Source organism: Laspinema sp. D2d (assembly GCF_025370755.1).
GTDB lineage: Bacteria > Cyanobacteriota > Cyanobacteriia > Cyanobacteriales > Laspinemataceae > Laspinema.
This window is the reverse complement of record NZ_JAMXFC010000001.1, coordinates 340968-366347: the sequence shown is the minus strand read 5'-3', so window position 1 is coordinate 366347 and position 25380 is coordinate 340968. Positions and strand designations below refer to the sequence as shown.

Here is a 25380-nt window from a genome sequence, read left to right as displayed (position 1 = left end):
TCCCAGACCCCTTACCTCTACATCCGCTCACTTTACCCCTCAATACTTGTTAGGGGTTAAAAACATATATCTGTAAGGGATGGGGAGGATGGGGGAGATGGGGAGGATGGGGGAGATGGGGGAGATGGGGGAGATGGGGAGGATGGGGAGGATGGGGGAGAGCTGATTAATTTTAAATAATTGCCTTTAAGTCCAGACTGGCGGTGTTGAGTTGTTCTGTACTTTGTCGGGTTGTGGCGATTCCCTTGACTGTTTCTTGGGCTCCCAGATTCAGGGAATTCATGGCTTGAACCACTTGCTCGATCGCCGTGACTTGTTGTTGGGCATTCCAAGCAATTTGTTGAGAACTCATCACCACATCATTGATAGAATCCCGAACCCCATTCAAGGCATCAGCAGTTTCTCGGGCAATATTCACCCCGAGATCCACCGTTTTTGTCCCTTCATGGGTGACAACGACCGTAGAATGAATCGTACTCTGGATATCCCGGACTAAAGTATTAATTTTATGAGCCGATTTTTGGCTTTCGTCCGCCAGTTTGCGGATTTCACTGGCTACCACTGCAAAGCCTTTCCCTTTTTCCCCCGCTCGTACTGCTTCTACGGCTGCATTCAAGGCTAACATATTGGTTTGATTGGCAATTTCACTGACCAATTTTGAGATATTTCCAATCTGAGAAGTTTGTTCGCTCAGTTCTAAAATTTGCTGGGTGATTGCGGTCACTTTTTCTTTTAAGATTCCCTGCGCTTCTAGGCTGCGGCTGATGGATTGAGTCCCGATTTCTGTTAAATGTAGTGCTTGCCTTGCACCGGCAGCGGAGGATTGAGCTTGTTCAGCGGATTGACGGGATGAAGCTTCCAGTTCGTCCATTGTGGTGGTGGTTTCATTGACTGAATTGGCAGCTAAAGCGGTGGTGCGTTCTTGTTGTTCTAAGGTAGTGGCAATTTCAATCGAGGAGTTGGCAATGCGGCTGACTGCCTGCTCAATGGTTTTGGAAATTGCTGAGGAAATTCCCAAGGCGGCGATCGCAGAGAAGCCCAGACATAGAATTGCACCCAGTAAGAGGGCTAGGATTAAACTTTGGATCGCTTTTTTAGCTTCAGCAGTTGCCTGATTTAAAATCTCTTCCTCAGCTTGGCTAAATTCCCGGCTCAATTCTCCAAAACGCTCGATATAGGTTTGTCCTGCCCTCGTTTTAAATAGGGCAAGGGCTTCTGTCTTTTTGTTCTGCTTGACTAAAGTAATCACTTTTTGGGAAAAATCCTCATACTTTCTTTGCATGGCAAGCATCTCTTCATTTCGCTGACGTTGGCCTAAGTCTTCTAGGGTATTTTTTCCCCTGATAATCGCTTCGTTAAATTGATTTTTGGCTGTTTCGTATTCTACCAATAATTCCTCATCATAAAGCAGTAAATATCCCCGAAAAGATTTTACCATATCTCCATAATTATCATCTAAATCTTGGCGAATTTTGATGATAGATTGAGTTAATTCAATTTGCCGAAAGGTTTGTGAAATTTTTAAGATTTTCAAATATACAAATCCCGTTAAAATAAAAAACAATAAAACGGGGATCGAATATCCAAAAATCATGCGATTTCTTAATTTCAATTGGTTCAACATAAGCAGGAGGGATAGGTATCGAGATGTGAATGGCTATCAATGAACAATGAATCACTATAGCGTTTCTCCTAGTTATGAGGTACATTTGGGGAGTGCATAAAGCCTAGGAAATAGTGGGTGCTTAAGCCGTTATCTGTCTAAATAGGAGATGGCAAGATTATGAACTCTTGGAGTACGAGCATTAAGCTTCGCTAGAATTATCCCATTTAAACGGGCAACCGCGTATCGTAACAGCGTGCCTAGTTACGTCACATCTTGCGGGCGATCGCCCTAGGGAGCAAGATGTAAAGCCTTCGATAGAGTTGACGGGCATCCCGCCCAGGCTCTTGCAAGTGCTGACCACAATCCTTGAAATATCTGTACCTAATCAATCTGGGAATCGCTATAGGATGAAGACTTAGTAAGTTTAAGCAAACAATGACTGTTGGTTAGAGCCTAAGTCAAGTTTTCACCCAACGAGTGGGATGAATGTTTAGGCAATTTATGCCATGAATGCACTAGAAATTGTGACTCTGAGTTCATGAGGAAAGAGGCTCGGTTTGAGACCTGGGAGCGTTTTTTTGTTTTAGGCTAAAGGGAATACAGAGAAATAATTGACATTGCCCAATCTGGGTGGCGATCGCTTCATGGCAGATTTTCATAGTAAATTCGACTCCTGACTAATGGCCCCTTGAGTGAGAAGGGGGTTAGGGGGGAACTCCGGTTTTTAATCCGAAGAAAAAATCATACCCGATCGGGCTTTGCCAAGTCTGTGTTCTCTGTATCAGCCGCAGAAACCACTTCCGTTCGTATAATTGCACGGATTAGGATATCAGTGGGTGCAGACTGACCCGAAACGACAGGAGTATAACCGGCGAGAAACGGTCGTTATACCACGGATTTGAGCTGCAAAGCCGCTTCTTTCAGGCGTTGGGTGCCAATTTTGACTTGACTGATCCCCGCCGCACTTTGGGAAGCCCCTTGATTGAGCTCGTTCATCGCATAGAGAACTTGTTGGATCGCGTTGGCTTGTTCTTTGCTATTGAGGGAGATTTCGGAGACATTGACAGCAACTTGATTAATGGCATTTCGCACTCCTTCAAAGGTGGAGGCGGTTTCCCCAACGATGCGGATGCCTTCGGCGACACTTTGGGAACTTTCCCCACTGGCGAGGACTGTGGATTTGAGGGCTTTTTCGATGTCGGTGACGAGAAGATTGATTTTTTCGGCAGATCGATGACTTTGATCGGCTAATTTACGAATCTCCGTAGCAACGACTCCAAATCCTTTCCCTTGTTCTCCAGCGCGGACAGCTTCTACGGCAGCATTAAGAGCCAGGACACGGGTTTGAGTGGCTAAATCGCTAACGATCCCGGCGATCACCCCAATTTGAGTGGCGCGTTCGCTCAGTTCCTCCACCCGCGATCGCATGACCCCTACGGTTTGATTGAGTTTAGCCATTTCCTCCAGGGTGCGATCGACCGCTTGGGTCCCGGATCCGGTGAGGGTGAGGGCTTGTTTGGCCCCAGTCGTGGAGGCGATCGCTTGAAGTGCAGCTTTTTCGGCAGATTGATTTAACTGTTCCATCGCAACACTGGTTTGCTGTACCGATCCAGCTTGCTGTTGAGCAATCAGTTCCTGTTCTGTGGTGGCGCTGGCAATCTGAGTAGAGGTCGTTGCCAGGGTATTGATAATCTCGGTCAGAGTCGAGGCGATCGCCTCTCGGATAATCGCAAATCCTAGGGGTGACCCAATCAATAAGGCCACCGACAACAAGGGAATAAAAATAAGTTGTGTGCGTTGGTACACCTGAGCCGCTTTTTCCCGTTCTTGTTGGGCAATTTCCAACTGTAAATTAATCAACTCAGTGATTTTTTCGGTGAGTGGATCAATCACTTCATAGAGATAGCCATTAAACTCACTAACAACAGCCCGGTTCCCACTCTGCAAGGCCAGTTCAAGACGATCAATCTCGCGATCGGCACGAATAAACAATTGCTCTACTTCCTCCAGGAGTCTGATCTCCTCCGTAGTGAGTTCAGTCCCTTTATAAGCCTGCCAGTTCACTTCTATCCGGTTCTGAGCCGTTCTAACCGATTGCAGCGCCTGTGTCATCGTCCACAACCCTTGATCAGCCTTATTCACCGCATCAATCACGGAAATTCCGTAATCATCAGAAATGACTTTTAACTGCTGTAACGGCACAACCCGATCATCGTAGATTGTTTCGACTTGTCGGTCGATATTGGCAAAAGAAATTAGGGAATAGATCCCTAACCCAGCCAAACACAGGGTAGGAATCGCGAATCCTATATAAAGCTTTCGCCCTAACCTCATACTGTTATTCCTCAAATGGGGTGATGCACTGAGGTCCTGTTGAATCGGCCCTCAGCAACGGTTCACCTGATAATTCTGGTTTTACTCTAGCCTCAACTCGATAGTTTGGCCTCAGTCCAGTGTATCTAGTGATACCTAAGTTTAATCTTTCCCGTTTCGATGCGGGAGAGAGTCAAAGGTTCCTGGTACTCCCCGGAAAAAACGGCATCCTTGTCCTGGGACAGGGATACCGTTTTTTAAAAAGTATGCGATCGCCACCCATACCAGGCGGTATAAAAATACACCCCAATTCACAACTCAGAACCGACCATCTCGACTGATCCGGAAGCCGGTTTTCAAAGACTTATAAAAACCGACACCCTCAAGGGTAAAGGCTCACAGGAGGTTAGTGACGCCCGGGCCATTCGCTCTATAGCCTACCTGCGCAGGCTCATCCAGAACATCGACTTTTAACAACCGGATTTAGTATTACAGGAGATAGACGCGCCAGCTATAAACGGACTTTTGATAGCCGAATTTCGTATGATATTGAAGGGGTAAACGAAAAAAACTGAGTAGAAATACTTCCGGCTCAGGCCCAGATTATAAAAGTTCAAACAACTGATGGGCGTCACGGTTGAGTTGTTGAAGACGGATTTTAGTTTCGCTTAAAGTCTGCACCGTTTCTCGGGCGGTTTGATAGGGAGATTCCAGCGCCTCAAACACTTGTTCAATTGCCGTCGCTTGCTGCTGGCTTACCTTAGAAATGGACCGATTCTGGGTGGCAAGTTCACCGATCGCACTCCAAATCGGTTCCACATTTTGCCCCGGTTCTTCCAGTTCCATCACCACCGCATGGGGTTCAATTTCAAGATGAGTGACAAGGGTTTTCACTTCCTTGGCCGATTTTTGAGTTTCCGTGGCTAAGGTTCGCATTTTCGTCACCACCGCATCCAGACAGTGACATTCCAACCCGGGTCGCTGGGACTCCACCCCAGCATGAAGTGCTAACAGATTAGTTTGAGTCGCTAAATCGGTCACGCGATGCGTGAGTCCATAAATTTTGCCCAGATGCCCTCTCAAAGACTGCATTTGATCTTCTATCTGAGCGACTTGAACCTGAGTGGATTCCGCCTCTTGAGCATGAAGATCAGCCGATTGAGTTAAGTGTTCTAGGGCCACGCTCGTTTGACTCAAATCCTCAGCTTGGCGAGTTAAAAGGGTTTCACTGACTAAGATATTATGGGTTATTTCTTTGGCAGTGGATTGGAGAGAAAGCAGAGGATAGGCGATCGCCTCGACAACTCGATAAGTCCAGGCAGTCGAAATCGCCAGGGTGAACAGGACTAAAACCGCACTCCCCACCCACACCCACTCATGTAATGCCCTGATTGCAAGATGAGTGCCTTCAGTCTTAGACAATTGCAGTTGGTTCAGAACCGCCAGAAAATCATCCAAAGCTTGGGTGACTTCCAGAGAAAGATTGCGACTTTCTGCCGCTGCAAAAGCCCGAATAGCTTGGTCTCTTTTTTGAGTTTGTGTTAAAGTCATCAGATATCGATTCAAGCTATCGATTTGATTTCCTAACTCTTTAATTTTATCTAAGCGAATTTGCAAATCTGGGTTTTCAAGCTGGCGATCAAGGGAGTCAAGAGACTCTTCAAATAATTGAGATTTTTTTTCATATTCAACTAAAAAATCAACTTCGGGATTGACTAAAAAGCTGGCACTATAACGCTGCATCTGGGAAAGGCCAGAAACCATCCGTTCTGAGTTGTCCAGGATTTGTTGTCCGGCTGCATCAGTGTCCAGTTTTTGTTCGAGGGTCTGGGTCTGGCAGGAAACCACTGCGGCAAAGCCAAGGGACAGCAATAATGGCAGTGAATATCCCAGTAAAATACGGGTTTTTAGTTTTAACGGGTTGAACATAGGTCCGTCGGTGCAACCAACAAAACATCTTGCTCACCATTCATTCATTAAACCCGAGAATCCAGAATTCAGAAGGAAGAATATTTGATTAAAACTTGCAACAGAGGGGGATTTCAAGAAAACTAATTTTTGGGGCTTGGGGCCTCTTGTTCCCCGATCGCGGTTGTAGAAAATCAGGGTTTTGTCGCCGAATCTTTCCAAGACGCTGCGGTTTTGCAGAAGTCAGGGAATTACCCCGACTCCCGAACCCATTAGGGTTCTTCATTGACCTCTAATTCTCCCTGGGTCAGAATTTTAGGCAAGTCGAGTAAGCTCATCATTTTTTCCCGATAAGGGGCGGTACCCCGGAGGTACTCATCATTGGCGGCGTGAATGGCGGCAGGTACTGGGGCAATTTTGGACGGGTGTAGATACATGACATCACAGACTTCCTGGATGGCAATCCCCGCTACGAGTTGATCGATATGAACAACCATAACCTTACTGCCACCAATGGCACGGGTGATAGGGAGGTTTAAGCTTTCGCGAATATCAATTAAGGTGACAATTTCACCCCGGAGATTCATGTTACCGATGATACGGCTAGGACAACAGGGGATCGGGGTAATCTCTCGAATATCTGTGAATTCCCGCACTACATTCAGATCCAAACCGAAGTATTCATCGTTTAATCCAATCACCGCGATCGGCATTAATCCGGTAAAATCTTCGCCTTCGCTGAGTTTCATTAAATTGTCCGCCCGCTCTTGAAAGAGTGCCATTTCTTCCGGACTGGCATCGCGACAGAATCGGCGGTTTTTCTGAACGGAAGTGGTGGTACTGGGGCTCTCTGTGCCGTTGAGTTCAAAGGGTAGGGTTTCTGAAGAATCGGAGTATTGAATTAATTGTTCGGGGTTGAGCAACATCACCAATTCTCCGAGGTTTTTGGCGACCCCGGTAATGTAATGGTGTGAGGGACTGCCGTTCTGTCGTCCATAGGCAATTTGAGGGGCGATCGCCTCCGAGGGAATGTCTTGCACTTCATGAACTTGGTTGACAATCAGTCCTACTTTGACGGTTTGCCACTCCACAACGATGATGCTATCCGTAATCTGATAATTGAGCGATCGATGAAAGAATCGTAAGTTTAAATCCATCACGGGTAAAATTTCTCCCCGCAGATTGACCACCCCCACAATGTCCCGAGGTGCTTCATCAATGGGCGTTAATGCGGGTAAGAAAAAAATTTCTTGCACTGCACTGGTGGTCACGCCATACCGTGACCCATTTAAGCTAAATATTAAATAAGAGTGATGTTCGCTCACGTTGATGTTCTCCCGCTTGAATCTTGAGTTTGAAGACTTTTTATTAGATAGGCTTTCAATTCATTTAAAGTCATCTTCTCTGCATATTCTACCGCATAATCTTTGGGTAAAGTCTCCAAAATCTCTAAAGCCGTTTTCCGCATTTTATTGGCTCTTTTTTGATCCGATTCTCGTTCATAAATTGCGGCAAGCTCCAGGTATGCTGATATAGAGAGGGGAGCGAGATAAAGAATTCGCTTCAACCAATATTTGGCCCGTTCTAAATCCCCTTTTTCCTCAGTAATATGAGCCATGATGTAATAAGGTTGAACCGACATCGGATCAATGGAAATAGCTTGTTGACAATACCGTTCAGCTTGGTGATAGTTTCCTAAGTTAGCATAAATTTTAGCAATGAGATAATAGGATTGAAAATGTCGAGGTTGCAATCGAACGATATGCTGGAAAGTCTGGAGCGATTCATCTAAGCGGTCTGCTTTAAAGAGGGTTTCAGCCTTTTGCAACAGGATATTAATATCAGACTGTTTTAGAGTGACATCGGGAGAAGAGGTGCTGGGCCGATAAATGGGTGGGTAGTTTTTAGGCTTAGATACTTTCTTTGGGAGTGGAGCTAAGTTCCTAGAGGTGGATATCCCGGAGGAGGAAGGTAAGCTGAAAGAGGACGGGAGATTATATCCTTGATAGGGAGAAACCGGGATTTTCACGGCAGAGTTATCTCGGCGTTGATAAACCACAGACTGGGCAAAAACTTTCGGATTAAACTGTTCCAAATTCTGCCCGTGCAGTTCGGCATGAGCCGTCATCAAGTATCCACCGAATCGGAGGGTTTGAGCAAATTTTTCTACAATTTGACTAATGACCTGAGATTCAAAATAAACAAAGACATTTCGACAGACAATTAAATCGATCTGAGCTAATTCACCCGTGAAATCTGGAAAGCGATCGCGGGCTAAATTGCCTACCCGAAACGTGACTAACCGGCGATATTTTTCTTCGACTTTCCATTGGTTCTTGCGAGGCTGGAAATATTGGGGCAGACTCTGGGGTTCTACCATCCGAAATGACCAAGGGCTGTATAGTCCTTGTTTCGCTTGAGTAATGGACTCGTAGTTAATATCAGTTCCTAAGATAAAAAGATTCCAGTTTTCCCAATCAGGAATCAATTGGGTGAGCAAAATTGCCAAAGAGTAGGGCTCTTCCCCGGTAGAACATCCCGCACTCCAAATCCGCAGAGAAGGTTTGATGTTTCCGGCGGATATACTCGCTTGTCGTTGATAAGCGATGAGTTCAGGTAAAATAACATTTTCAAGGAGCCAAAATTGACCACTATCTCTAAAAAAATAACTTTCGCCCGTGGTTAAAAGGGTGATCAGTTCTCTCCATTCTCCTTGAGCGGCGATTCCTGCGAAGGAATTACTTTGATCCGTACCGCCCTCTAGTAACTTATAATAATCTTCAGGTGAGGATAATTTAAGCGAGCGAATCCGAGACCCAAGTTTACGACATAACGCTTCTCGGTCTTGAGTCCTGATTCGCAAACCCGTATAGTTAGCAATCAGTTGGACAAAAAGTTGTATTAAAACTTCACTCATTTATTTATATAAACCTTGAGACGCAAGCTAGGGGTATAGAACTCAGTCTGAAGAAAAAGTTAGTACCAGGAAGGCGAGGAAACTGGGCAGTTTAGGAGCTAAGCTGTTGAGCCTTCCAATTGGATGATCCTAGGGAACAAGATGCTCGCACGGATAAAGTTTTATCATTTTATAATCTCCAATTGAGACAGGCAATAGTTGAATATTCCTCAAAAGGGGTTCAGGGGGTCGGTTGCGATCGCCTTCGATTCCCATGAACCCCTTCCCATTTGCCTTGAGATCGGCTCGGATGAGCAGGGACAAGATTTGGATCAAACCATGAGGTATCCATCATTTTTGTAAAGACCCTCTTCCATTGTTATAGCCCTTTTATGGGTATTCGTGCCAGACTCCAATAGAGCCTAGAGGCGATCGCAGACTCAGAGACAGGGGTCTGGGTCCATGAATCGCGCTGTAGATGAGCAGAAACCCTGAAGTTGAGGGGACAGAGGCAATGGAGAGACGGAGGCGATCGCCCAAGGAATCCGTTATGCCAACGCCGGAAATCCCATGTCTGGGAGGTTGTTTGGGCGATGGGAGCATTTCAGATATTTTTCAACCATTTGTAGCACTTTTTCCGCCTCGGGGGGCTTACAGAGAAAATCCGAAGCCCCATTTAATTTAGCCCTTGTGCGGTCAATCAGACCATCTTGACTGGTGAGGATGACAATCGGGGTCTCGCGAAATAGGGTGCTTTGACGTAAAAAATTGCAGAGATTATAGCCATTAGTCTGGGGCATAACCAGATCTAAAAAGATAAAATCAGGCTTTTTCTCCGAGAGGATAGCGACCCCTTGCATGGGGTCCTGAATGGCGATCGTATCGTAACCGGCAGGTTGGAGAATACGAGCGAGGACCTCGGAAACCAGGGGACTATCATCAATACAAGCAATCAAGGGTTTTTTGGGGGCTACCGCCGCCCGAACAATCCGCCACTGTTCCAGAGGGGAAGGCCAATCAGACACCGTTTTTAGAGAGATTTTACCCTGTTCTACGAAATGATGTAAAGTTCGCGTCACCCCCACAATGGATTGCTTGCGCTCGATTGCCAGGTCCCAAATTGTATTTTCACCGTTGAAGAGGGTATTAAGGGTCAAAAATGACTGGGAACTGACTTGTTGCTTTAACTGCGTCGGATAACTTAAGACCGGAGAGAGGTCAGGGCTAATATAGTGTAATCCCAGTTGTTCCCACTGAGCCCAGAGTTGTTCAGCCTTTTCAAACACCTGGGCCAGATCCAAGGCGGATAAAGCAATCTTGGCCGGTATCTGTAAAGACTCTAGGGGGAGAGGATACCAATGGGCACTGACTTTAGCATAGCTGGCGAGGTTGAATAAGGCTTCTAAGCTACTGGTGCGAATCAGAGCTTTGGCATGAGTAGGACTGAGCAAATGTTGGTCCATTCCCGGTTGCAGAAGTTGAAACTCCCAGGGTTCTCCTTCCCCCACATCTTTAGGATCTACCACAAAATTAGGGCAGTGTTGTCGCAACGCTCGGGACCACCGTCGGACCCGGTGAACACTTTCCGTAATGTAGATTAACCGGCCCATCACGAGGTAAAATCGCCAGTGGCGTTCTCCTGGGGAGGGAGCAGCATTCTCCCTTGTGGAAGTCAAACGGTCCTTCCGCGATGACGGATGGGGTGTACCCGGGGGGCGATCGGCCACTTCTTTGCGCCCTGGCTCAGGGCCTTGGAAAGAGCCAGGGGATTCTTGCGCGACGACAAGCCATGTCCCCGTGACTTTTTGCTGCATTAGCGCGGCTAACTCTCCAGCAATTTTTGTACACCCTAAAGACTCTAATATCATAAGTAGCCGCTCTTGAGTCGATTTTCCATCACTAAGTTAGCCCGTTTTAAGGAGTTTGGACATCCGTATATTTCCCGATTCCGTCCCCCCAAAGACAGGGCGCTACCCCCCACTTGGCCTGTTGATTGTCCACCAGGTAACGGTTACGGGATATGGGGGGAGGAGACCTCCTGAACTGAGGGGGATGTTATTGTCCAAGTTTCTTGGCAATGTCGGGGCTGTATAGCCGCAGATAATTCCAGTAGTTCTCAAAAACGTGCTTGACGTAACCGTTTGTTTCTGGGAATGGAATCTTGTTCACGAACTCATCGGGATCGTTGAATCCAAATTCCTCGATCCACGAGGCTACATTAGTGGGTCCGGCATTGTAGCTGGCGACAGCTAACATTGAGTTATCTTTATACTGCCCATGAGTAAAATCTAAATACCAAGTCCCGATTTTAATATTATCCTCGGGGTTTTCCAGATTGTGATTTTTGATACCGATGCTTTGAGCTGCCCAGGCCCCGGTCTCTGGCATGACCTGCATCAACCCAACTGCACCCACCGCCGAGCGAATTTTGGGCATAAATCGGGACTCTTGGCGCATTAATGCCGTCACCAACAAAGGATTCATTTTTTGTTCTTGAGCGGCTTTCTGGATCAGATCCGCATAAGGAAAGGGATAAAGTGCTTCCCAATAGTGGGGTTTTACCTTGATTTGTTTGTACTCTTCGTGATCTTCGGGTTTGTCTCGCCACTGCAGACTCGACAACATAAAAATTCCATCCAGATTATCCCCAACCCCAAGGCGGATCAACCCATCGGTAAACTGCTCAGGGACTGAGGGTTTCCGGCGATTGGTAAATTCCACTTGCCAGAGGGTCCAGGCATCTTGATCTTGACCGAGGAGGTACAGTTCTTTGAGGACATTCGAGCCGACTGGAATCTCAACGCGCTCGGTTTGACCCACGATCGCCGGAGTCAGCCCACGGACATTGGTAAAGTCACCGACATCCCACCCCAGCAACACTGCCGATCGCCATGCATAGTAGGATTCGGTATAGTTAAATAAAACGTCTTCGTAGGTTTGACGAGCTTCCTTGCTCAACCCCAGACGCTGCGCCCACTTTCCAGCCCAGAACCCCGCTTCGGGAGCCAGTTCGCTATCCGGGTTTTCCTGACGCAGTTCCAAAGCCCACTTGCGCGCTTCCTCAAAATTGTTAATCGCCACACTTTGTTGCGCTAAACTCCATCGCAGTTCGGCGGCTCCTTTAGAGTTGCTATACTCACTCAGAACCTTTTCCCGGGCTTCTTTAGCCGCACTGCGGCTACCCAACTCATCGAGGACTTTGGAGCGTGCGAACAAGGCTTCTCCGGTTTTGGTGGGAAAGCGGTTGATCAGTTCGTCGATATAAGTTACAGCTTCTTTGGGTTCCAGGAGGGTGATCAGTCGCTCTAGTCCCATGCTGGCTTCTTCGCTATCGGGAAAGTCTACGAAGAGTCGTTTGTAGGCTGCAATGGCCCCGCTGTTATCTCCGGAGAGCTGACGTCCTCTGGCGAGACGATAAGCACTCTCGGGGTTCCATGTGGCGAAAGCGTAAGCTTCCCCACCTTTGCCATAGTCTTGTTTTTCCCAATAGCCGAAGGCGACTGCTTCCCAAGCTTCTGCGCTGAGGCGATCGCGATTTTGACGGGTCAGTTTTTCCAGATAGGATTTGTAATTCTCCAGGTAAAAGCCGTGGTTGGCGATCGGCAATAATAAATCCAGGCGATTCGGATTTTCTTTTAAGCGGGTTTGAGCAATTTCCATACTCTTGGGATGCGCAGGAAATTGCTCCAGCGCTTGGTCCCAATACTGGGGGTTGCTTTTTCCCAAGGCGTAGAGTGCTTCAACCACCACCGGGGACTCAGGATGCTTGTCTAACAATTCTGTCCAAGTTTCCTGCGCTTGAGCTGAATTATTACTCAGTTCATACGCCTGAGCGCGTTTAAACAAAATGTAAGGGGCCAGCAAATCATAGTCTTTTTCTAAGTCTTGGAGCCATTCCAGGGCCTGAGTTGCCTGCCCTTGTTCAAGTAAATCGTTAGCTAATAAATAACGAGCTTGGGGGCGATCGAAACCCTTGCCATTGAGTGCCAACTCTTTTAACTGACTCGCTCTTTGCTCCGCAGGCATCAGCGCCAAAGGTTTCACCGCCGATTTGTGCTCTAGCTTTCCCCCGAGTGTCAGCACTTTTGGAGTTTTCTGACTCCACTCGATCCATTTATTCATGGGTACAGCAGCACCGATTAACAAAATCCATAGCCCAATGCCAACAGCTATCGTTACTTTGTTGGATCTTTGCTTTTTTCTAAACATCAAGTTTCCCCGTCCCTGAGCTGCAACAGCCTTATTTTAATTTTTTCCGTGAGAATTTGGCGGGTCGAGCCAACTGAGTTGACTCGACGATGAGTCTATCTGGGGTTGTCAAATGGGGGTGGTCCAATGAAGCTTAACTCATGCTTCTCACCCCTGAAGGGCGATCGCCTCGGGTTCTTATTTGCGCCGACATAGAACCCAGCGTAACTCCACTGGCGGAGTCGCCGCAAACGGAAAAATATTCCGCCCGGTTGCCCAACTAATAAACCACCAAGTTGGGGGCCATGCTTCCGAGGGGAGATGAGCTTGCTCATACTCATATACGGACTCTTCTGAGAGGATTTCTAGCGGGAGTCCTGCCATCGCCAATTTCAATTCATCCCGGGTGAGCAGGTAGGACCAAACAACTTCAGCCATTTGACGCACGCTTTCATCCGGTTCATATCCTTCAACGGGCAAAAAGGCATTAAACAGTAACAACCCCCCGCTTTCTAGTCCCGCACATAATTTGGCGAGGAGGATGCGAACCTGATTGATATTACGGAAGTGGGAAATCACTTCCGAAACTACGGCTAACTTATAGTAACTCGGCGGTAAATTCAGATTGGGGTCCAGAATATTCCCCTGGAAAATCCGCACGGGCAAAGCTTCGCTCTCAGCCATGGCTAACAGTTTTTGGGCGAATACAGCGGTCAGTTCCACGGCATCCACGGGATGTCCTTGTCTAGCTAAGGGGAAGGTATTACGCCCGGTCCCGGCACCCACATCAAGAATGGGGGCCTGTTCCTTGTTAGGGAAGGTTGCAGCGACATCGATGATTTTGGCATCGGCATGGGGTCCAAATAAGGGACCGCTGCGATTTTTCACCCACCCATCATATTTTTCTTCTAGGGATGAGGTGTTGATATGCGCTGTGATTTTTAATCCACTCGTCAATCCTTCGGTGGGACTCGGGGGACCAAATTTGACACTCAGACGGGCATGGGGAGAGGCCCGAAATCCCTCCGCTAGATAAGTAGACAAAGAGGTTTTCAATCCCTGAATTTGTTCGTCGTTGAGGGTTTGTCCAAGCCCTTTCATCACGCCAGTGACCAGATTTAGATGCTCATCAATCATGGCGGGGATGCAAGGCATCACCAATTCACCCATTGCGCCGGTCAAGTTTTTTAATTTGTGTTGCAGGGCCTGCGCTAACCGATCCGGATCCCGCACGGGTTCAGTTTGGGATACCGAGAGCGAGGGGGGATTCGTTTGTGTCGATAAGGGTTCGGCTCTCTGTTTAGAGGCTTCGGAAACCACAGCTCATGCTCCTAGTTTACGGTCCAAAATCGTAATTCAATTCCAGGTTACTATGTCGGACAAGACTTACGCAAAGAAACCCAGGTTCTGGGAAAAATTTAGAGTCACTGTTAGATTGCTCCTCTAATTTTTAGGGAGGGTTCCAGGTGGGCAGGGATTGTTCTTGAACCGATCGCCCACGGAATTGAGAGGGTCTTGTTGATTATAAATTGAGCGCTGCCAGTTGAAGGGGACTTTCAACCCTGAAAGGGGCGATCGCCTGTTCTGTTTCCGAAGACTTTTGAGGGAAGGTCCCCGGGGCTTTCACCGGGGGAATACCCTTGAAACTTGATGATTTAGGCCCAAACCAGCGATCGCTGGGGGACTTAGGAGACTATTTTTCTGACAGGGTTCACCCCCTCTACCCCCTCTGTGGAAACGTCAATCTCGATCCATACTGGTATTGTTGCGAAGTATTACATTATTCAGGACTAGGAATGGAATTTCAAGGAATAGAAACGCCACGGTTAGACTGGTCTGGAGATGCCTTAGCCCTTGGGGTGTTTGAAGAGGCAACGGAAATCACCGGGGAATTAGGTCAGCTAAATGAGAAGCTTGGCGGGACGATCGCCGAACTGATCGCTGAGGTGGAGTTTAAAGGCAAGGACAATAGTAGTGCGGTGACTCGGGTTGGTGGTGGCAGTGCCATCCGCAAAATTATTTTAGTGGGATTAGGCAAGTCCGAGTCCCTCACTGTGGATAGTTTGAGACGTGCCGCCGGGACTGCCGCCAAGGTTGCCAGTAAAGAAAAGTGCAAAACCCTCGGGATTGATCTGCCAGTGTGGAATCATGACCCGGATACCACAGCCCAGGCGATCGCGGAAGGGATAGAATTAGCCCTGTTTAAGGATTTGCGCTTTAAATCGGACCCGGAAGAAAGCGGATCCCGTCTGGAACGAGTGGAGTTGCTCGGTTTAGGCGATCGCCAAGCTGCGATTACCCGAGGGTTACAAATTTCGAGTGGGGTCAATTTAGCCCGGGAGTTGGTAGCGGCCCCCTCCAATATTGTCACGCCGATGTCAATGGCTGAAATGGCGGAGGAACTGGCGGCTGAATATGGTCTGGATCTGGAAATCCTGGAACAGGAAGATTGTAAAAATCTGGGAATGGGTGCGTTTCTCGGGGTGGCGCAAGCGTCGGAAATGCCCCCGAAGTTCATCCATTTGACCTACAAACCCCAAGGGACACCCCGGCGGAAATTGGCGATCGTGGGTAAGGGTTTGACCTTTGACTCGGGGGGGCTGAATATTAAGCCGACCGGCAGTGGCATCGAAATGATGAAAACGGATATGGCGGGTTCTGCGGCAACGTTTGGGGCGGCAAAGGCGATCGGGCAATTAAAACCCGATGTCGAGGTGCACTTCATCACAGCGGTGACGGAGAATATGATTAGTGGTCGGGCTATGCACCCGGGAGATATTCTCACTGCCTCTAATGGTAAAACCATTGAAGTGAATAATACCGATGCGGAAGGTCGGCTGACCCTGGCGGATGCCTTGGTGTTTACGGAAAAACTAGGGGTGGATGCGATCGTGGATTTAGCCACCCTCACCGGAGCCTGTGTAATTGCCCTTGGCAACGATATTGCAGGGTTATGGAGTACGGATGAAGGGTTAGCTAATCAATTGCTCGCCGCTGCTCAACCCGCTGGAGAAAAGTTCTGGCAATTACCGATGGAAGACTCCTATTTTGAAGGATTGAAGTCCCTACACGCGGATATGAAGAATACGGGGCCGCGTCCCGGTGGTTCCATTACTGCGGCCCTCTTCCTCAAACAATTTGTGGAGAAAACCCCCTGGGCGCATTTAGATGTTGCAGGGCCAGTTTGGACGGAAAAAGATAAGGGGTATAACAGTGCTGGGGCAACGGGTTTCGGGGTCCGCACCCTGGTCAATTGGGTGCTGAATCCGGCTTAATCGGTTCTGAATGATTCCGGTGAGAAACTCCCGATTTTTAATGAGACCCTCAAGCCTTTGTCATCCAGGTTAACCCAGAAACCGACTTGATTTCGGAGGAATCCGGTTTTGGGGCCTCAGTCTGATTAACACTCTAAAACCCGGGTGGAGATGCAAAATTTTGTGTTTCCGCCCGGGTTTTGTGGATAATGGCCCAGTCATCCTCGGGGGATTGTCAGGCGATCGCCCCGGTGATGAGGAGCATAAAATTTTCTCACTTGTGCTCACCCCGCTCAATCTGTTGTCTCTACTGTTCGGGAGTTCACGAGGAGAAAAGTAGGCTCCATTCAGGCTCAGGCGGAACAAGCTGATTCTAAATCCCTGGATTTGAGAAACTTCATCCATTCCCAAGGAAATCGTCAGGAATAGGTCTAAAGTTAGAGAAAGAGCGTATTCAAATTAACGCTTCTATCTCTATAGATAGATTACCCTTTCTTGGGAGTTGCTCAAGAAGTAGCAAGGGCGGGATAAATCAGAATTCTGGCAATAGTTTAGTGATGAATTGAAATGCTGATTAGCGCGAATAATTCTTCTCTCTAAAGACAGTTATTTTTTACAAAAAAAATAAATTTTTGGCAAAGAAAATATAAAGTTTTAAAGAATTTTCTCTGACCAGGGTTATTTCTGGACAAAAATCATGTAAAGTCGCTTTAGTTAGTGCCTTTCGTTTAAAAAAACGGAAATAAAAAACTTTTGAATTCAAAAGTATTGACGGCAGCTTAAATAAATTTGTTGCTGGCTCAAATACACGATTCACAGGATTCAAGAAAGTGATATTCCGTTTTTAGACTAGAAACAAGATAGCCCCCTATCTCCAAACCTCCCTCTACTAACTTGCTGACTTCCATCTAGGGTGATGGGCACACAGACCATTCAACTACTCATAACATCTACTACAACCAAGAGTTCCTATGAATCCAGGCAAACTATTACAGTTTTTCGCCCTAACTGGCTTGACCATCAGTTCGTTTTCCATCGCTACAGCCAGTCCCGCTCATGCTGATTTAACAACATCCAACGTAGCCGATTGGGAAAATCCTTTAGACACGCGATGGGATCGCCTGACTCAGGGGATCAATTTAAGTCACTGGTTTGCCCAAAGTGAGACCTACAATCCGTTTCACATGGAAAATTTTATCACCGATGATGACCTCGATTTGCTGGGGGATTTGGGATTCAAGCACGTTCGCCTCCCGGTAGATCCGGCCCTGCTGATGGACTTGAGCAATCCCAAATCGCTGAATGTAGAATATTTAGGCTACTTAGACTCAGCACTCGATCGCCTCCTGGAACGAGATTTAGGCGTCATTGTGGATTTGCAAGCCAATGATGAGTTTAAAGCATCTTTAGCCAGGGATGATGAGTTTGTTGATACATTTGTCCAATTTTCGGGTTCATTCGCACAACATCTCAGTACCCGTAATCCAGACTTGGTATTTTTAGAAGTGCTGAACGAACCCTCTTTTAACTTTTTTGCAGCGGAAGATGTTGATCCCGTCAAACGATGGGATTGGGTTCAGGGGCAGATTTTAGGCGCATTTCGTTCCGGTGCGCCTGAACACACTGCGATCGCCACGGGATATGATTGGAGTGGCATTGACGGATTGCGGAAGCTCACTCCCGTTGCTGATCCTAATGTGGTGTATAATTTTCACTTTTATGAGCCGATGACCTTTACCCATCAAGGGGCCGACTGGATAGACGAGCACTTTGAACTGATTTGGGATCTACCCTATCCCTATAATCCCGTCGAATGTGATGCTGTAATCCTGCGGATGACTGACGACTCCTTACGGCAGGTGGCCCAGTCCTATTGCGATGAACAGTGGAATGCTGATAAAATCAAAGCCCGGATCGGACTTGCTGCGGCATGGGCAACAGAACATAATGTTCGTCTTACGGCGAATGAGTTCGGCGTTTATCGCAATTTTGTCCAGGAGGAAGACCGGGTATCATGGCTTTATGATGTGCGATCAGCTTTGGAGGAATATGATATCGGCTGGGCGATGTGGGATTATACAGGAGGATTTGGCCTGTTTGATAAGGTGGATGAACAACGCATCCTTAATCAAAGCATGGTAGAAGCCCTTGGACTCTCAATGGTGGATATCGTGATAGACACAGAAGACCCGGAGGAAACTGAAGCGATTCTGGACCCGATTGTGATTCCTCCTGTAGAGAGTGAGGAGATTGGGGAGATTGGGGACCCGGTTGTGATTTCTCCGGTGGAAAATGAGGAGATTGAACCCGTGGTGAGTCTTAATCCAGAGGTCATTACTCCAGTGAGCACGAATGAAGGGGAGACCCCGCGTGAGATTCCTCAACCTTCTGCGCGTCAGATTCCTGAACCTTCTGCGATCGCTGGATTAGTCCTGTTGGGTGTGGCGGGTTTGAGAGTAAAACGCCGCTATGGGCACGGTTGACAAGGTATGACAGGACCTGACAGGTGCTGAAACTTGCAATGCAAAAAAGGGTGGGCTTTTGCCCACCCCCAAGGAGTTAGAAGAAGTGAAAGGAGCCCATGAAGACCGAGGGGGAGTGAATCACTCCACCCTGAGTGCTAAACTGCTTATGCGGAGACGATATATTGAGAGTCGATCGCCGCAATTTTACCGGCATTGACTAAGGCTTGATAAATCATGACCGCAACTTCGGCGCGGGTCGCATCGCGAGTCGGTTCGAGTTTATCGGTGCTGGGATAGCTCACAATTAATTCCTTAATGAGAGCTGTTGCTACTTCTTCTTTCGCATACTCAGGAATGCTAGTGCGATCGCTGAATTTCGTTAAGCTCTCTGCGGTCCCACCGGATAACCCGAGTCCATTGACGAGGGAAACCATCACCTGTGCGCGCTGGACATTTTCAGTCGGCTTGAAGGTATTATCTGGGAAGCCGGAGATAAATCCGCTCTTGTAGGCGCTTTGGACGGCGACATAGCCCCAGAAATCTTCGGAAACATCTTTAAAAGTTGCTGCATCCCGTTTAGCTGGGGGATTTAAGGCTTTGGTAAGTAAGGCGGCATATTGCGCCCGGGTCATTTTGTCATCGGGCTTGAAGGTGCCGTCAGGATAGCCCCCGACTGCCCCGGCATTGTATAAGCCGAGAATGAAGGGTGCGGCCCAGTGACCGGAAATATCGCTCAAAGGCTGGGACTTGACATCGGATGCCACGATGTGAGAGGAAGGAATCGCGGTGGCGAGTCCTTTGACGACTAAGCCTTGGTAAATAATCGCGGCGACTTCAGCGCGGGTGATTTCCCGCATCGGATTGAGTTCCTTGACATTAGGATAGTTCACCACCATCCCTTTTTCTGTAGCGATCGCCACGGCATTGGTGGCGTAGCTGGGGATTTGAGCGCGATCGGTGTAATATCCGAGGGTCGCTGCATCTCCATCACTGAGTTTCAAACCGCTGACTAGAGAAACCAGCGCCTGTACCCGAGTTAAATTGTCATTGGGACGGAATGTCACATCGGGAAATCCGGCGATAAAGCCCATGCGGTTGGCTTTGACGATCGCATCTTTACCCCAAAAATCACTGGGGACATCGGTGAAGTTCGTCGCTGTACTACTCAGGGTTTCATTAAATGCTTTCGCGACGATCGCCGCATATTGAGCACGAGTCAGCTTCTGTTCGGGCTTAAATGTGCCATCGGGGAACCCAGCAATTAAGCCTTTTCCAACCATTGCGTTGATAAAAGGTGCGGCCCAGTGAGTGGCAATATCTGTTAAACTGATAGCCTTATCGGGGTCAGAACCCGTATCCCCAGGAACCGGAACACTGCTGGCGACAAACTCGATATCACCTTTGACCGTTGTCGCACTTAGGGTATTACCGATACTGAATATTTTCTGGGTACTGACATTTTGGACGTCATACTGCCCATTGGTTTTAATCGTGTTACCTGCGGGGTCTTCGCTTGTCCCTAGGTCTACTTTGGCATTATTGGTCACGGTGATGCCGTCTTGCTCGTTCTTTTCGATGATATTGTTGCGCAGAACGGGACTGGCGTCACCATTAATGACCACCCCAGTGCGATTTTCCAGAATGTGGTTCTCTTTGAGCAAAGGCGCTGACTGATAGCCGATGGTTAAGCCAAAGCCAGTTTTTTGAAACAGGTTGCCTCGCACTTCCCCTTTGGCATTGTCAACGAATGACATCCCGTTGCCCATGTTTTCGGAAAAGACGTTGGTAATGATCGTGGGTTTGGCAATACCACTGGCGAAGACGCCTTCGCGACTAGATTTAGATAAGGTGCTATTGGCGATCGTGGCGGAAACGCCGTGGATCCAAACCCCAACCCCAGAAGTCCCCGGGTTCGTGACGGTGACGCCGCGCAGTTGGGCCCCTTCTTCCAGATACATCGTGATATTTTGGCTGGGCCAATTGCCCATCGTCTTTGTACCACCCCCTTGGATGATGATGGCTTTCCCCTTAGTGGCTTCATCACCCACAATCGTCACGCCAGCTTTGACCACGAGGGGGAATTTTTCCCCTGATGTTGCGGTATAAGAGCCGTTGGCTAACTTGATTGTGCTGCCGGAGGTAGATTTAACCAAGGCTTGGCTGAGGGTTTTTAACGGTGCCAGTTGGCTACCGGCAGCAGAATCGTTTCCGTTGGTGGGATCGACGTAAAATGTAGCCATAATTGATGAGAATTCCTGAGTATTTGCTGGTAAAAACCGGGTCACACCAAGGGGAATGGGGGCGGATTGTTGGGCATTAGATAGGGTCAGTGATAGCGCACCCAGCGGGTTGGTAATTGCACCGATCGCCGGAAAGAAAAGAGGGTAGATGATGAAGCCCAAGCCCGTTACCTCGTCCTTGGTCGTCCGATTATGTTTACACTGTACGAAGCGCTTTCTGAAGGATAGGGAGGATGACGGTCACAAGTGGAATTGGCACAAGGAGGGCGATCGCCTCGGGCAAGGGTCAATCTACTTTTTGGGTGAGGGGGTATGACACTCCCCTGATTGTCCCCAGAACAAGCTATTCTATAGGGTGACTTTCTGTACTGTGGCCCCCGCCCTGTGACGAATTCACCCCACTGCAATGGGCTGAAACCCCAAGAAAATCTACGGTCAGTCCTCTTGAATCGGATTAAAACCCCTAGGAATTGGCGATGAGGTTCCCAGGGATCGGTCGGTGGGGTCCCGGTGGGGGAGTTACTCCGGGGGAATATCTTGTCTATTATTAATCATTGGTTAGAAAAAACGCGCACAATATCCGTTCATGATTGAAGTTGAGCATCTGAGCAAAATTTATGGCTCGACACCAGCCATTCAGGATGTCACCTTTACGGTGGAGCCTGGGGAAATTTTAGGATTTCTCGGTCCTAATGGTGCAGGAAAAACCACGACAATGCGGATTTTGGCGGGGTATTTACCAGCCAATAGCGGCACCGCCAAGGTTGCAGGTTACGAGGTCCATGAAGATTCGATGGCAGTGCGGCAACGAATTGGTTATCTGCCGGAGACGCCTCCTTTATATCCCGATATGACGGTGGAGGGATTTTTGTATTTTGTGGCGCGACTGAAGCAAGTGCGCCCCGGCGATCGCCCAGAACGGGTAAATTGGGCGCTCAAGCGTTGCAATCTGGAAGAAAAGCGATCGGTTCTGATTCGCAAGCTGTCTAAGGGGTTTCGCCAACGGGTGGGGATCGCTCAGGCGATCGTCCATGACCCCCCGGTAATTATTTTGGATGAACCCACCGTGGGTTTGGACCCCCGGCAAATCATTGAGGTGCGGAATCTGATTAAAAGTTTGGCGGGAGACCATACGATTATTTTGTCTACCCATATTTTGCCCGAAGTCAGCATGACTTGTAGTCGCGTGGCAATTATTAATCGGGGTCAAGTGGTGGCAACGGGTTCCCCGGATGAGTTGATGGTGCAACTCACGGGGGGGGCTTCCTATGAATTGGAAGGCGAGATGGCAGAACCTCGGGATGAGGTTGAAGAGGGGCTTGATTTTCTCCACAGTCTGGAAGAATTGCCGGGAGTGCGATCGGCAGAATGGGTTTCGGATCAGAAGTTGCCCCCTTCTCGGCGCAAGATTCGGGCGATCGCAGAACCGGGGATGGAACCGGGTCCCGAAATCATTGGTCGGTTGGTGACGAGCGGATTTCGGGTGCATGAGATGCGACGCACCCAAGCGAGTCTGGAAGATCTATTTTTGCAACTGACGACGGAGGAAACGATCGCCGAGTCCGATGCAGAGTCCGATTTGGTGCTGTCTGGTGGATCGGTATCGGAGGAAACCGATGAAGCGGCGATCGCCGATGCTGAAGTCATTGAAGAAGTAGCAACAGAAGCAGAAACCGAAACTGAACAACAAAAAGAACAAGAAGGAGAAGAAAACTAAATGGGAACGATTGTTGCCAATATTGTGGCTATTTATCGCAAGGAGCTACAGAGTTATTTCATCTCCCCTTTAGCCTATTTAATTGCCGGTTTTTTTTGGTTCATTTCTGGCTTATTTTTTGTTGCCATGTTACTTGGTGATGAGGGCTTGATTCAACAAGTAGCCATCATGGATGCTCAAGGGCAACAAATGGGAATTCCGATTCCCCCTTTTGATGTTCCTTACGAATTCTTACAACAATTTTTGCAAACCATTGGTTCCCTCTCTTTATTCATCCTGCCGATGTTGTCGATGGGACTCTATGCTGAAGAACGCAAGCGCGGAACTTTGGAATTGTTAGCCACTTCGCCGATCACGAATTGGGCAGTAGCAACGGGCAAACTCTTAGGAGTCGTGACGTTTTATACAACGATGATTCTACCTTTACTGGTCCTCCAACTGATTGCTCTGAATAGCGCTACTCCTCCCATGCCTCTAACGGTTCCTTTGCTGGCCCATTTTGGCTTAATTTTGTTAGCAACTGCGGTCCTTTCTGTGGGAATGTTTATTTCTTCTTTAACTGATAGTACAATTTTGGCGGCTATCCTCACCTTTGTGTTGGTGCTGTTTCTCTGGGCGATCGATGTGGTTGCTCAAGCGATCGGCGGACCTGTCGGCAGTGTTTTAGAGCATTTATCGATTCTCAAACATTACACCAACCTGATTCGCGGAACTTTGGATACGAGTAGTATCATTTTATTAGGCAGTTATGTGGTTTTGGGAATTTTTCTCACGGCTCAATCTATTGATGCTTTGCGCTTCCAACGGAGTTAAAATCGGTGATTGCCCGTCTCTAAGTAGCTCGATTAGGTAAAGTATTTTCCTGATTTTTATCCAAAAATTGGGCAGTTAATACCGCACTATATTGAGTCGCACTTGCTCAGAAGACACTGAGAAAAACACTCCTAAGAACAGAACTGTTTATTGCTTTTCCCTAACCATGAAAACGATTGAGAAAAAGCCCCGAGGCTTAACCAAGTATTTCAAATATGCAGTCTATTTGGGACTGTTCCTGACGATTGGCGGTGCTATTCCAGGACTTTTGACGGGATGGCAACCTGTGACCAGTGGATTGGTGATTGCAGGGGGGATCGTCCTATTGCTATGGCTGTTGTGGATGCTGACTAACGCTGAAGGGGGATGGAATCCGCGATCGGCACAAGCGGGGACTAATGCCTTCGTTGCAACGGCATCGGTTCTGGTGATTTTAGGGCTGATTAATTTTCTAGGGGTTCGCTATACAGAACGCTTTGATTTAACGGAAAATCAGCGCTTTACCCTAGCCCCGCAAAGCCAACAATTAGTGCGAAATCTGCCTCAGCCGGTTAAAGTTTGGGTGTTCGCCGGGGAACCTGAACGGGGGGATCTGGAATTACTGGAAAATTATCGCAGCCAAGCGCCTAATCTGTTTGATTTTCAATATGTGGACCCTTCCAAGCAACCGACGGTGGCGCGGCAATTTGGGGTTCAAAGTTTTGGCGAGGTTTATCTGGCATCGGAGGATGGCACAAGGCAGCAATTTGTGCAGACGGTGAGTTCTGCTTCCTCCCTCTCAGAAGCTCGTCTTACGAGTAGTTTAGAGCAGTTTACGAGCGATCGCAGTTACAAGGTATATTTGCTCCAAGGTCATGGGGAACGTCCTTTAGAAGCGGGACGAGGTGCGATCTCTCAAGCGGTTGCCAGCTTGCAGGATAAAAATTTTCTGGTAGAACCCCTGAACTTAGCCCGTTTGCCTCGGGTCCCTCCCGATGCCGCAGTGGTGGTGATTGCCGGACCCAGACAACCTTTATTTGCAAGGGAAGTGCAAGCGTTACAAGCCTATCTACAACAAGGCGGGAGCCTATTTGTGGCGATCGACCCGGATACCAATACCGGACTGGATCCCCTGCTGAAGGAGTGGGGAATCCAAGTGGATAAAACGATCGCGATCGATAGTTCCGGCAGTGGTGGATTGGTGGGATTAGGCCCTGCGGCCCCTTTAATTACCAATTATGGAGATCATCCCATTGTCCGCGACTTTCAAGGGGGGTATTCGTTCTATCCCTTAGCGCGTCCCCTCATTCTCAGTGATGTGGAGGGGGTCGAAAGTACCCCGCTGTTGCTGACTGGGGAGCAAAGTTGGGCGGAGTCCACCCCAGAAAATCCGGATCTGAAGTTCGATCCCCAAAGCGATCGCCCCGGACCTCTCCCCTTGGGGGTCGCCAAGACAAAAGCGATCGCCACGGATACTCCAACTCCAGAACCAGCAACTCCAGAACCAACCACTCCAGAAGAAACTACTCCAGAAGAAACTACTTCAGAAGCAGCAAATCCAGAGGAAACTACGCCGGAAGAAACTACTCCAGAGGAAACTACGCCGGAAGAAGAAACTTCCGAAGAAGAAACTCCTGAAGCAGCAACTCCCGAACAAGAAAATCCTGAAGCAGCAACTCCCGAAGGAGAAACTCCCGAAGAAACAACTCAAAGGGAAGCAAGACTGGTGGTGATTGGCAACTCAGAATTTGCGATTGATGGAAACTTTCAATTGCAATTAAATGGAGATGTTTTCCTCAATTCGGTAAGCTGGTTAAGCAAACAAAATGAGCAAACTTTATCCATTCGGCCCAAAACTGTTCTGAATCGTCGGATATCGATGACTCCGCAACAAGCTCAACAGTTAGCTTGGGCTGCTGTGGGAGTTTTACCCTTATTTGGATTGCTGACTGCTGCCGGTTTCTGGTGGAAACGACGTTAGATCGAAAGAGCGAACGACAA

16 protein-coding genes are annotated in these 25380 nt (G+C 48.2%); 6 read left to right on the top strand and 10 right to left on the bottom strand.

What is annotated here, in order from left to right; all coding sequences use genetic code 11:
• Positions 1-172: 172 nt before the first annotated feature.
• The 9 genes from NG796_RS01515 to NG796_RS01475 all read right to left on the bottom strand — a co-directional run bounded on the left by NG796_RS01515 (position 173) and on the right by NG796_RS01475 (position 14231).
• Entirely contained in the window at positions 173-1534 is a 1362-nt protein-coding gene (locus NG796_RS01515; protein ID WP_261204146.1) for a methyl-accepting chemotaxis protein, read from the bottom strand.
• 957 nt (positions 1535-2491) lie between these two features.
• Positions 2492-3940, bottom strand: coding sequence for a methyl-accepting chemotaxis protein (locus NG796_RS01510; protein WP_261204145.1), 1449 nt, complete (start codon positions 3938-3940; stop codon positions 2492-2494).
• A 582-nt stretch (positions 3941-4522) separates the two neighbouring features.
• Positions 4523-5848 (bottom strand): methyl-accepting chemotaxis protein, encoded by a 1326-nt coding sequence (locus NG796_RS01505; protein WP_261204144.1) that lies wholly within the window; start codon positions 5846-5848, stop codon positions 4523-4525.
• Between the two features lie 251 nt (positions 5849-6099).
• Positions 6100-7152 carry a chemotaxis protein CheW gene (locus NG796_RS26400; protein ID WP_261204143.1) on the bottom strand — a complete coding sequence of 351 codons (1053 nt, stop codon included), beginning with the start codon at positions 7150-7152 and terminating at the stop codon, positions 6100-6102.
• On the bottom strand, positions 7149-8744 hold the full coding sequence (locus NG796_RS01495) for a CheR family methyltransferase (protein WP_261204142.1): 1596 nt from the start codon (positions 8742-8744) through the stop codon (positions 7149-7151). The genes NG796_RS26400 and NG796_RS01495 overlap by 4 nt, the downstream gene beginning before the upstream one ends.
• A gap of 369 nt (positions 8745-9113) precedes the next feature.
• Positions 9114-9326 (bottom strand): hypothetical protein, encoded by a 213-nt coding sequence (locus NG796_RS01490; protein WP_261204141.1) that lies wholly within the window; start codon positions 9324-9326, stop codon positions 9114-9116.
• Positions 9272-10591 carry a response regulator gene (locus NG796_RS01485; RefSeq protein ID WP_261204140.1) on the bottom strand — a complete coding sequence of 440 codons (1320 nt, stop codon included), beginning with the start codon at positions 10589-10591 and terminating at the stop codon, positions 9272-9274. The genes NG796_RS01490 and NG796_RS01485 overlap by 55 nt, the downstream gene beginning before the upstream one ends.
• A gap of 187 nt (positions 10592-10778) precedes the next feature.
• The gene (locus tag NG796_RS01480; protein WP_411268780.1) at positions 10779-12932 is read right to left on the bottom strand and encodes a transglycosylase SLT domain-containing protein; all 2154 of its coding nucleotides are present in this window, start codon (positions 12930-12932) and stop codon (positions 10779-10781) included.
• Positions 12933-13109: 177 nt separating this feature from the next.
• Positions 13110-14231 carry a class I SAM-dependent methyltransferase gene (locus tag NG796_RS01475; RefSeq protein WP_261204138.1) on the bottom strand — a complete coding sequence of 374 codons (1122 nt, stop codon included), beginning with the start codon at positions 14229-14231 and terminating at the stop codon, positions 13110-13112.
• 476 nt (positions 14232-14707) lie between these two features.
• On the opposite strand from NG796_RS01475, the gene NG796_RS01470 reads away from it, so the two are divergent.
• A complete protein-coding gene (locus tag NG796_RS01470) occupies positions 14708-16186 on the top strand; it encodes a leucyl aminopeptidase (RefSeq protein ID WP_261204157.1) in 1479 nt (492 codons plus the stop codon).
• Between the two features lie 950 nt (positions 16187-17136).
• The gene (locus NG796_RS01465) at positions 17137-18648 is read left to right on the top strand and encodes a cellulase family glycosylhydrolase (RefSeq protein ID WP_261204137.1); all 1512 of its coding nucleotides are present in this window, start codon (positions 17137-17139) and stop codon (positions 18646-18648) included.
• A 146-nt stretch (positions 18649-18794) separates the two neighbouring features.
• Here NG796_RS01465 and NG796_RS01460 read toward each other — a convergent pair whose 3' ends face one another.
• The gene (locus NG796_RS01460; RefSeq protein ID WP_261204136.1) at positions 18795-20870 is read right to left on the bottom strand and encodes an S-layer homology domain-containing protein; all 2076 of its coding nucleotides are present in this window, start codon (positions 20868-20870) and stop codon (positions 18795-18797) included.
• Between the two features lie 148 nt (positions 20871-21018).
• Between NG796_RS01460 and NG796_RS01455 the strand changes: the two genes are divergently transcribed.
• The 4 genes from NG796_RS01455 to NG796_RS01440 all read left to right on the top strand — a co-directional run bounded on the left by NG796_RS01455 (position 21019) and on the right by NG796_RS01440 (position 25360).
• Positions 21019-21186: a hypothetical protein gene (locus NG796_RS01455; protein WP_261204135.1), complete on the top strand. Its 168-nt coding sequence runs from the start codon at positions 21019-21021 to the stop codon at positions 21184-21186.
• 270 nt (positions 21187-21456) lie between these two features.
• Positions 21457-22587 (top strand): ABC transporter ATP-binding protein, encoded by a 1131-nt coding sequence (locus NG796_RS01450; protein ID WP_261204134.1) that lies wholly within the window; start codon positions 21457-21459, stop codon positions 22585-22587.
• Positions 22588-23400 (top strand): ABC transporter permease, encoded by an 813-nt coding sequence (locus tag NG796_RS01445; protein WP_261204133.1) that lies wholly within the window; start codon positions 22588-22590, stop codon positions 23398-23400.
• A 166-nt stretch (positions 23401-23566) separates the two neighbouring features.
• Entirely contained in the window at positions 23567-25360 is a 1794-nt protein-coding gene (locus NG796_RS01440) for a GldG family protein (protein WP_261204132.1), read from the top strand.
• The last annotated feature ends 20 nt before the right edge of the window (positions 25361-25380 follow it).

Bases quoted from the DNA above. Each gene is read 5' to 3' on its own strand.
- NG796_RS01510 (WP_261204145.1), bottom strand. From the start codon at position 3,940: ATGAGGTTAGGGCGAAAGCTTTATATAGGATTCGCGATTCCTACCCTG.
- NG796_RS01505 (WP_261204144.1), bottom strand. From the start codon at position 5,848: ATGTTCAACCCGTTAAAACTAAAAACCCGTATTTTACTGGGATATTCA.
- NG796_RS01495 (WP_261204142.1), bottom strand. From the start codon at position 8,744: ATGAGTGAAGTTTTAATACAACTTTTTGTCCAACTGATTGCTAACTAT.
- NG796_RS01490 (WP_261204141.1), bottom strand. From the start codon at position 9,326: ATGCTCCCATCGCCCAAACAACCTCCCAGACATGGGATTTCCGGCGTT.
- NG796_RS01485 (WP_261204140.1), bottom strand. From the start codon at position 10,591: ATGATATTAGAGTCTTTAGGGTGTACAAAAATTGCTGGAGAGTTAGCC.
- NG796_RS01480 (WP_411268780.1), bottom strand. From the start codon at position 12,932: ATGTTTAGAAAAAAGCAAAGATCCAACAAAGTAACGATAGCTGTTGGC.
- NG796_RS01470 (WP_261204157.1), top strand. From the start codon at position 14,708: ATGGAATTTCAAGGAATAGAAACGCCACGGTTAGACTGGTCTGGAGAT.
- NG796_RS01465 (WP_261204137.1), top strand. From the start codon at position 17,137: ATGAATCCAGGCAAACTATTACAGTTTTTCGCCCTAACTGGCTTGACC.
- NG796_RS01460 (WP_261204136.1), bottom strand. From the start codon at position 20,870: ATGGCTACATTTTACGTCGATCCCACCAACGGAAACGATTCTGCTGCC.
- NG796_RS01455 (WP_261204135.1), top strand. From the start codon at position 21,019: ATGATGAAGCCCAAGCCCGTTACCTCGTCCTTGGTCGTCCGATTATGT.
- NG796_RS01450 (WP_261204134.1), top strand. From the start codon at position 21,457: ATGATTGAAGTTGAGCATCTGAGCAAAATTTATGGCTCGACACCAGCC.
- NG796_RS01445 (WP_261204133.1), top strand. From the start codon at position 22,588: ATGGGAACGATTGTTGCCAATATTGTGGCTATTTATCGCAAGGAGCTA.
- NG796_RS01440 (WP_261204132.1), top strand. From the start codon at position 23,567: ATGAAAACGATTGAGAAAAAGCCCCGAGGCTTAACCAAGTATTTCAAA.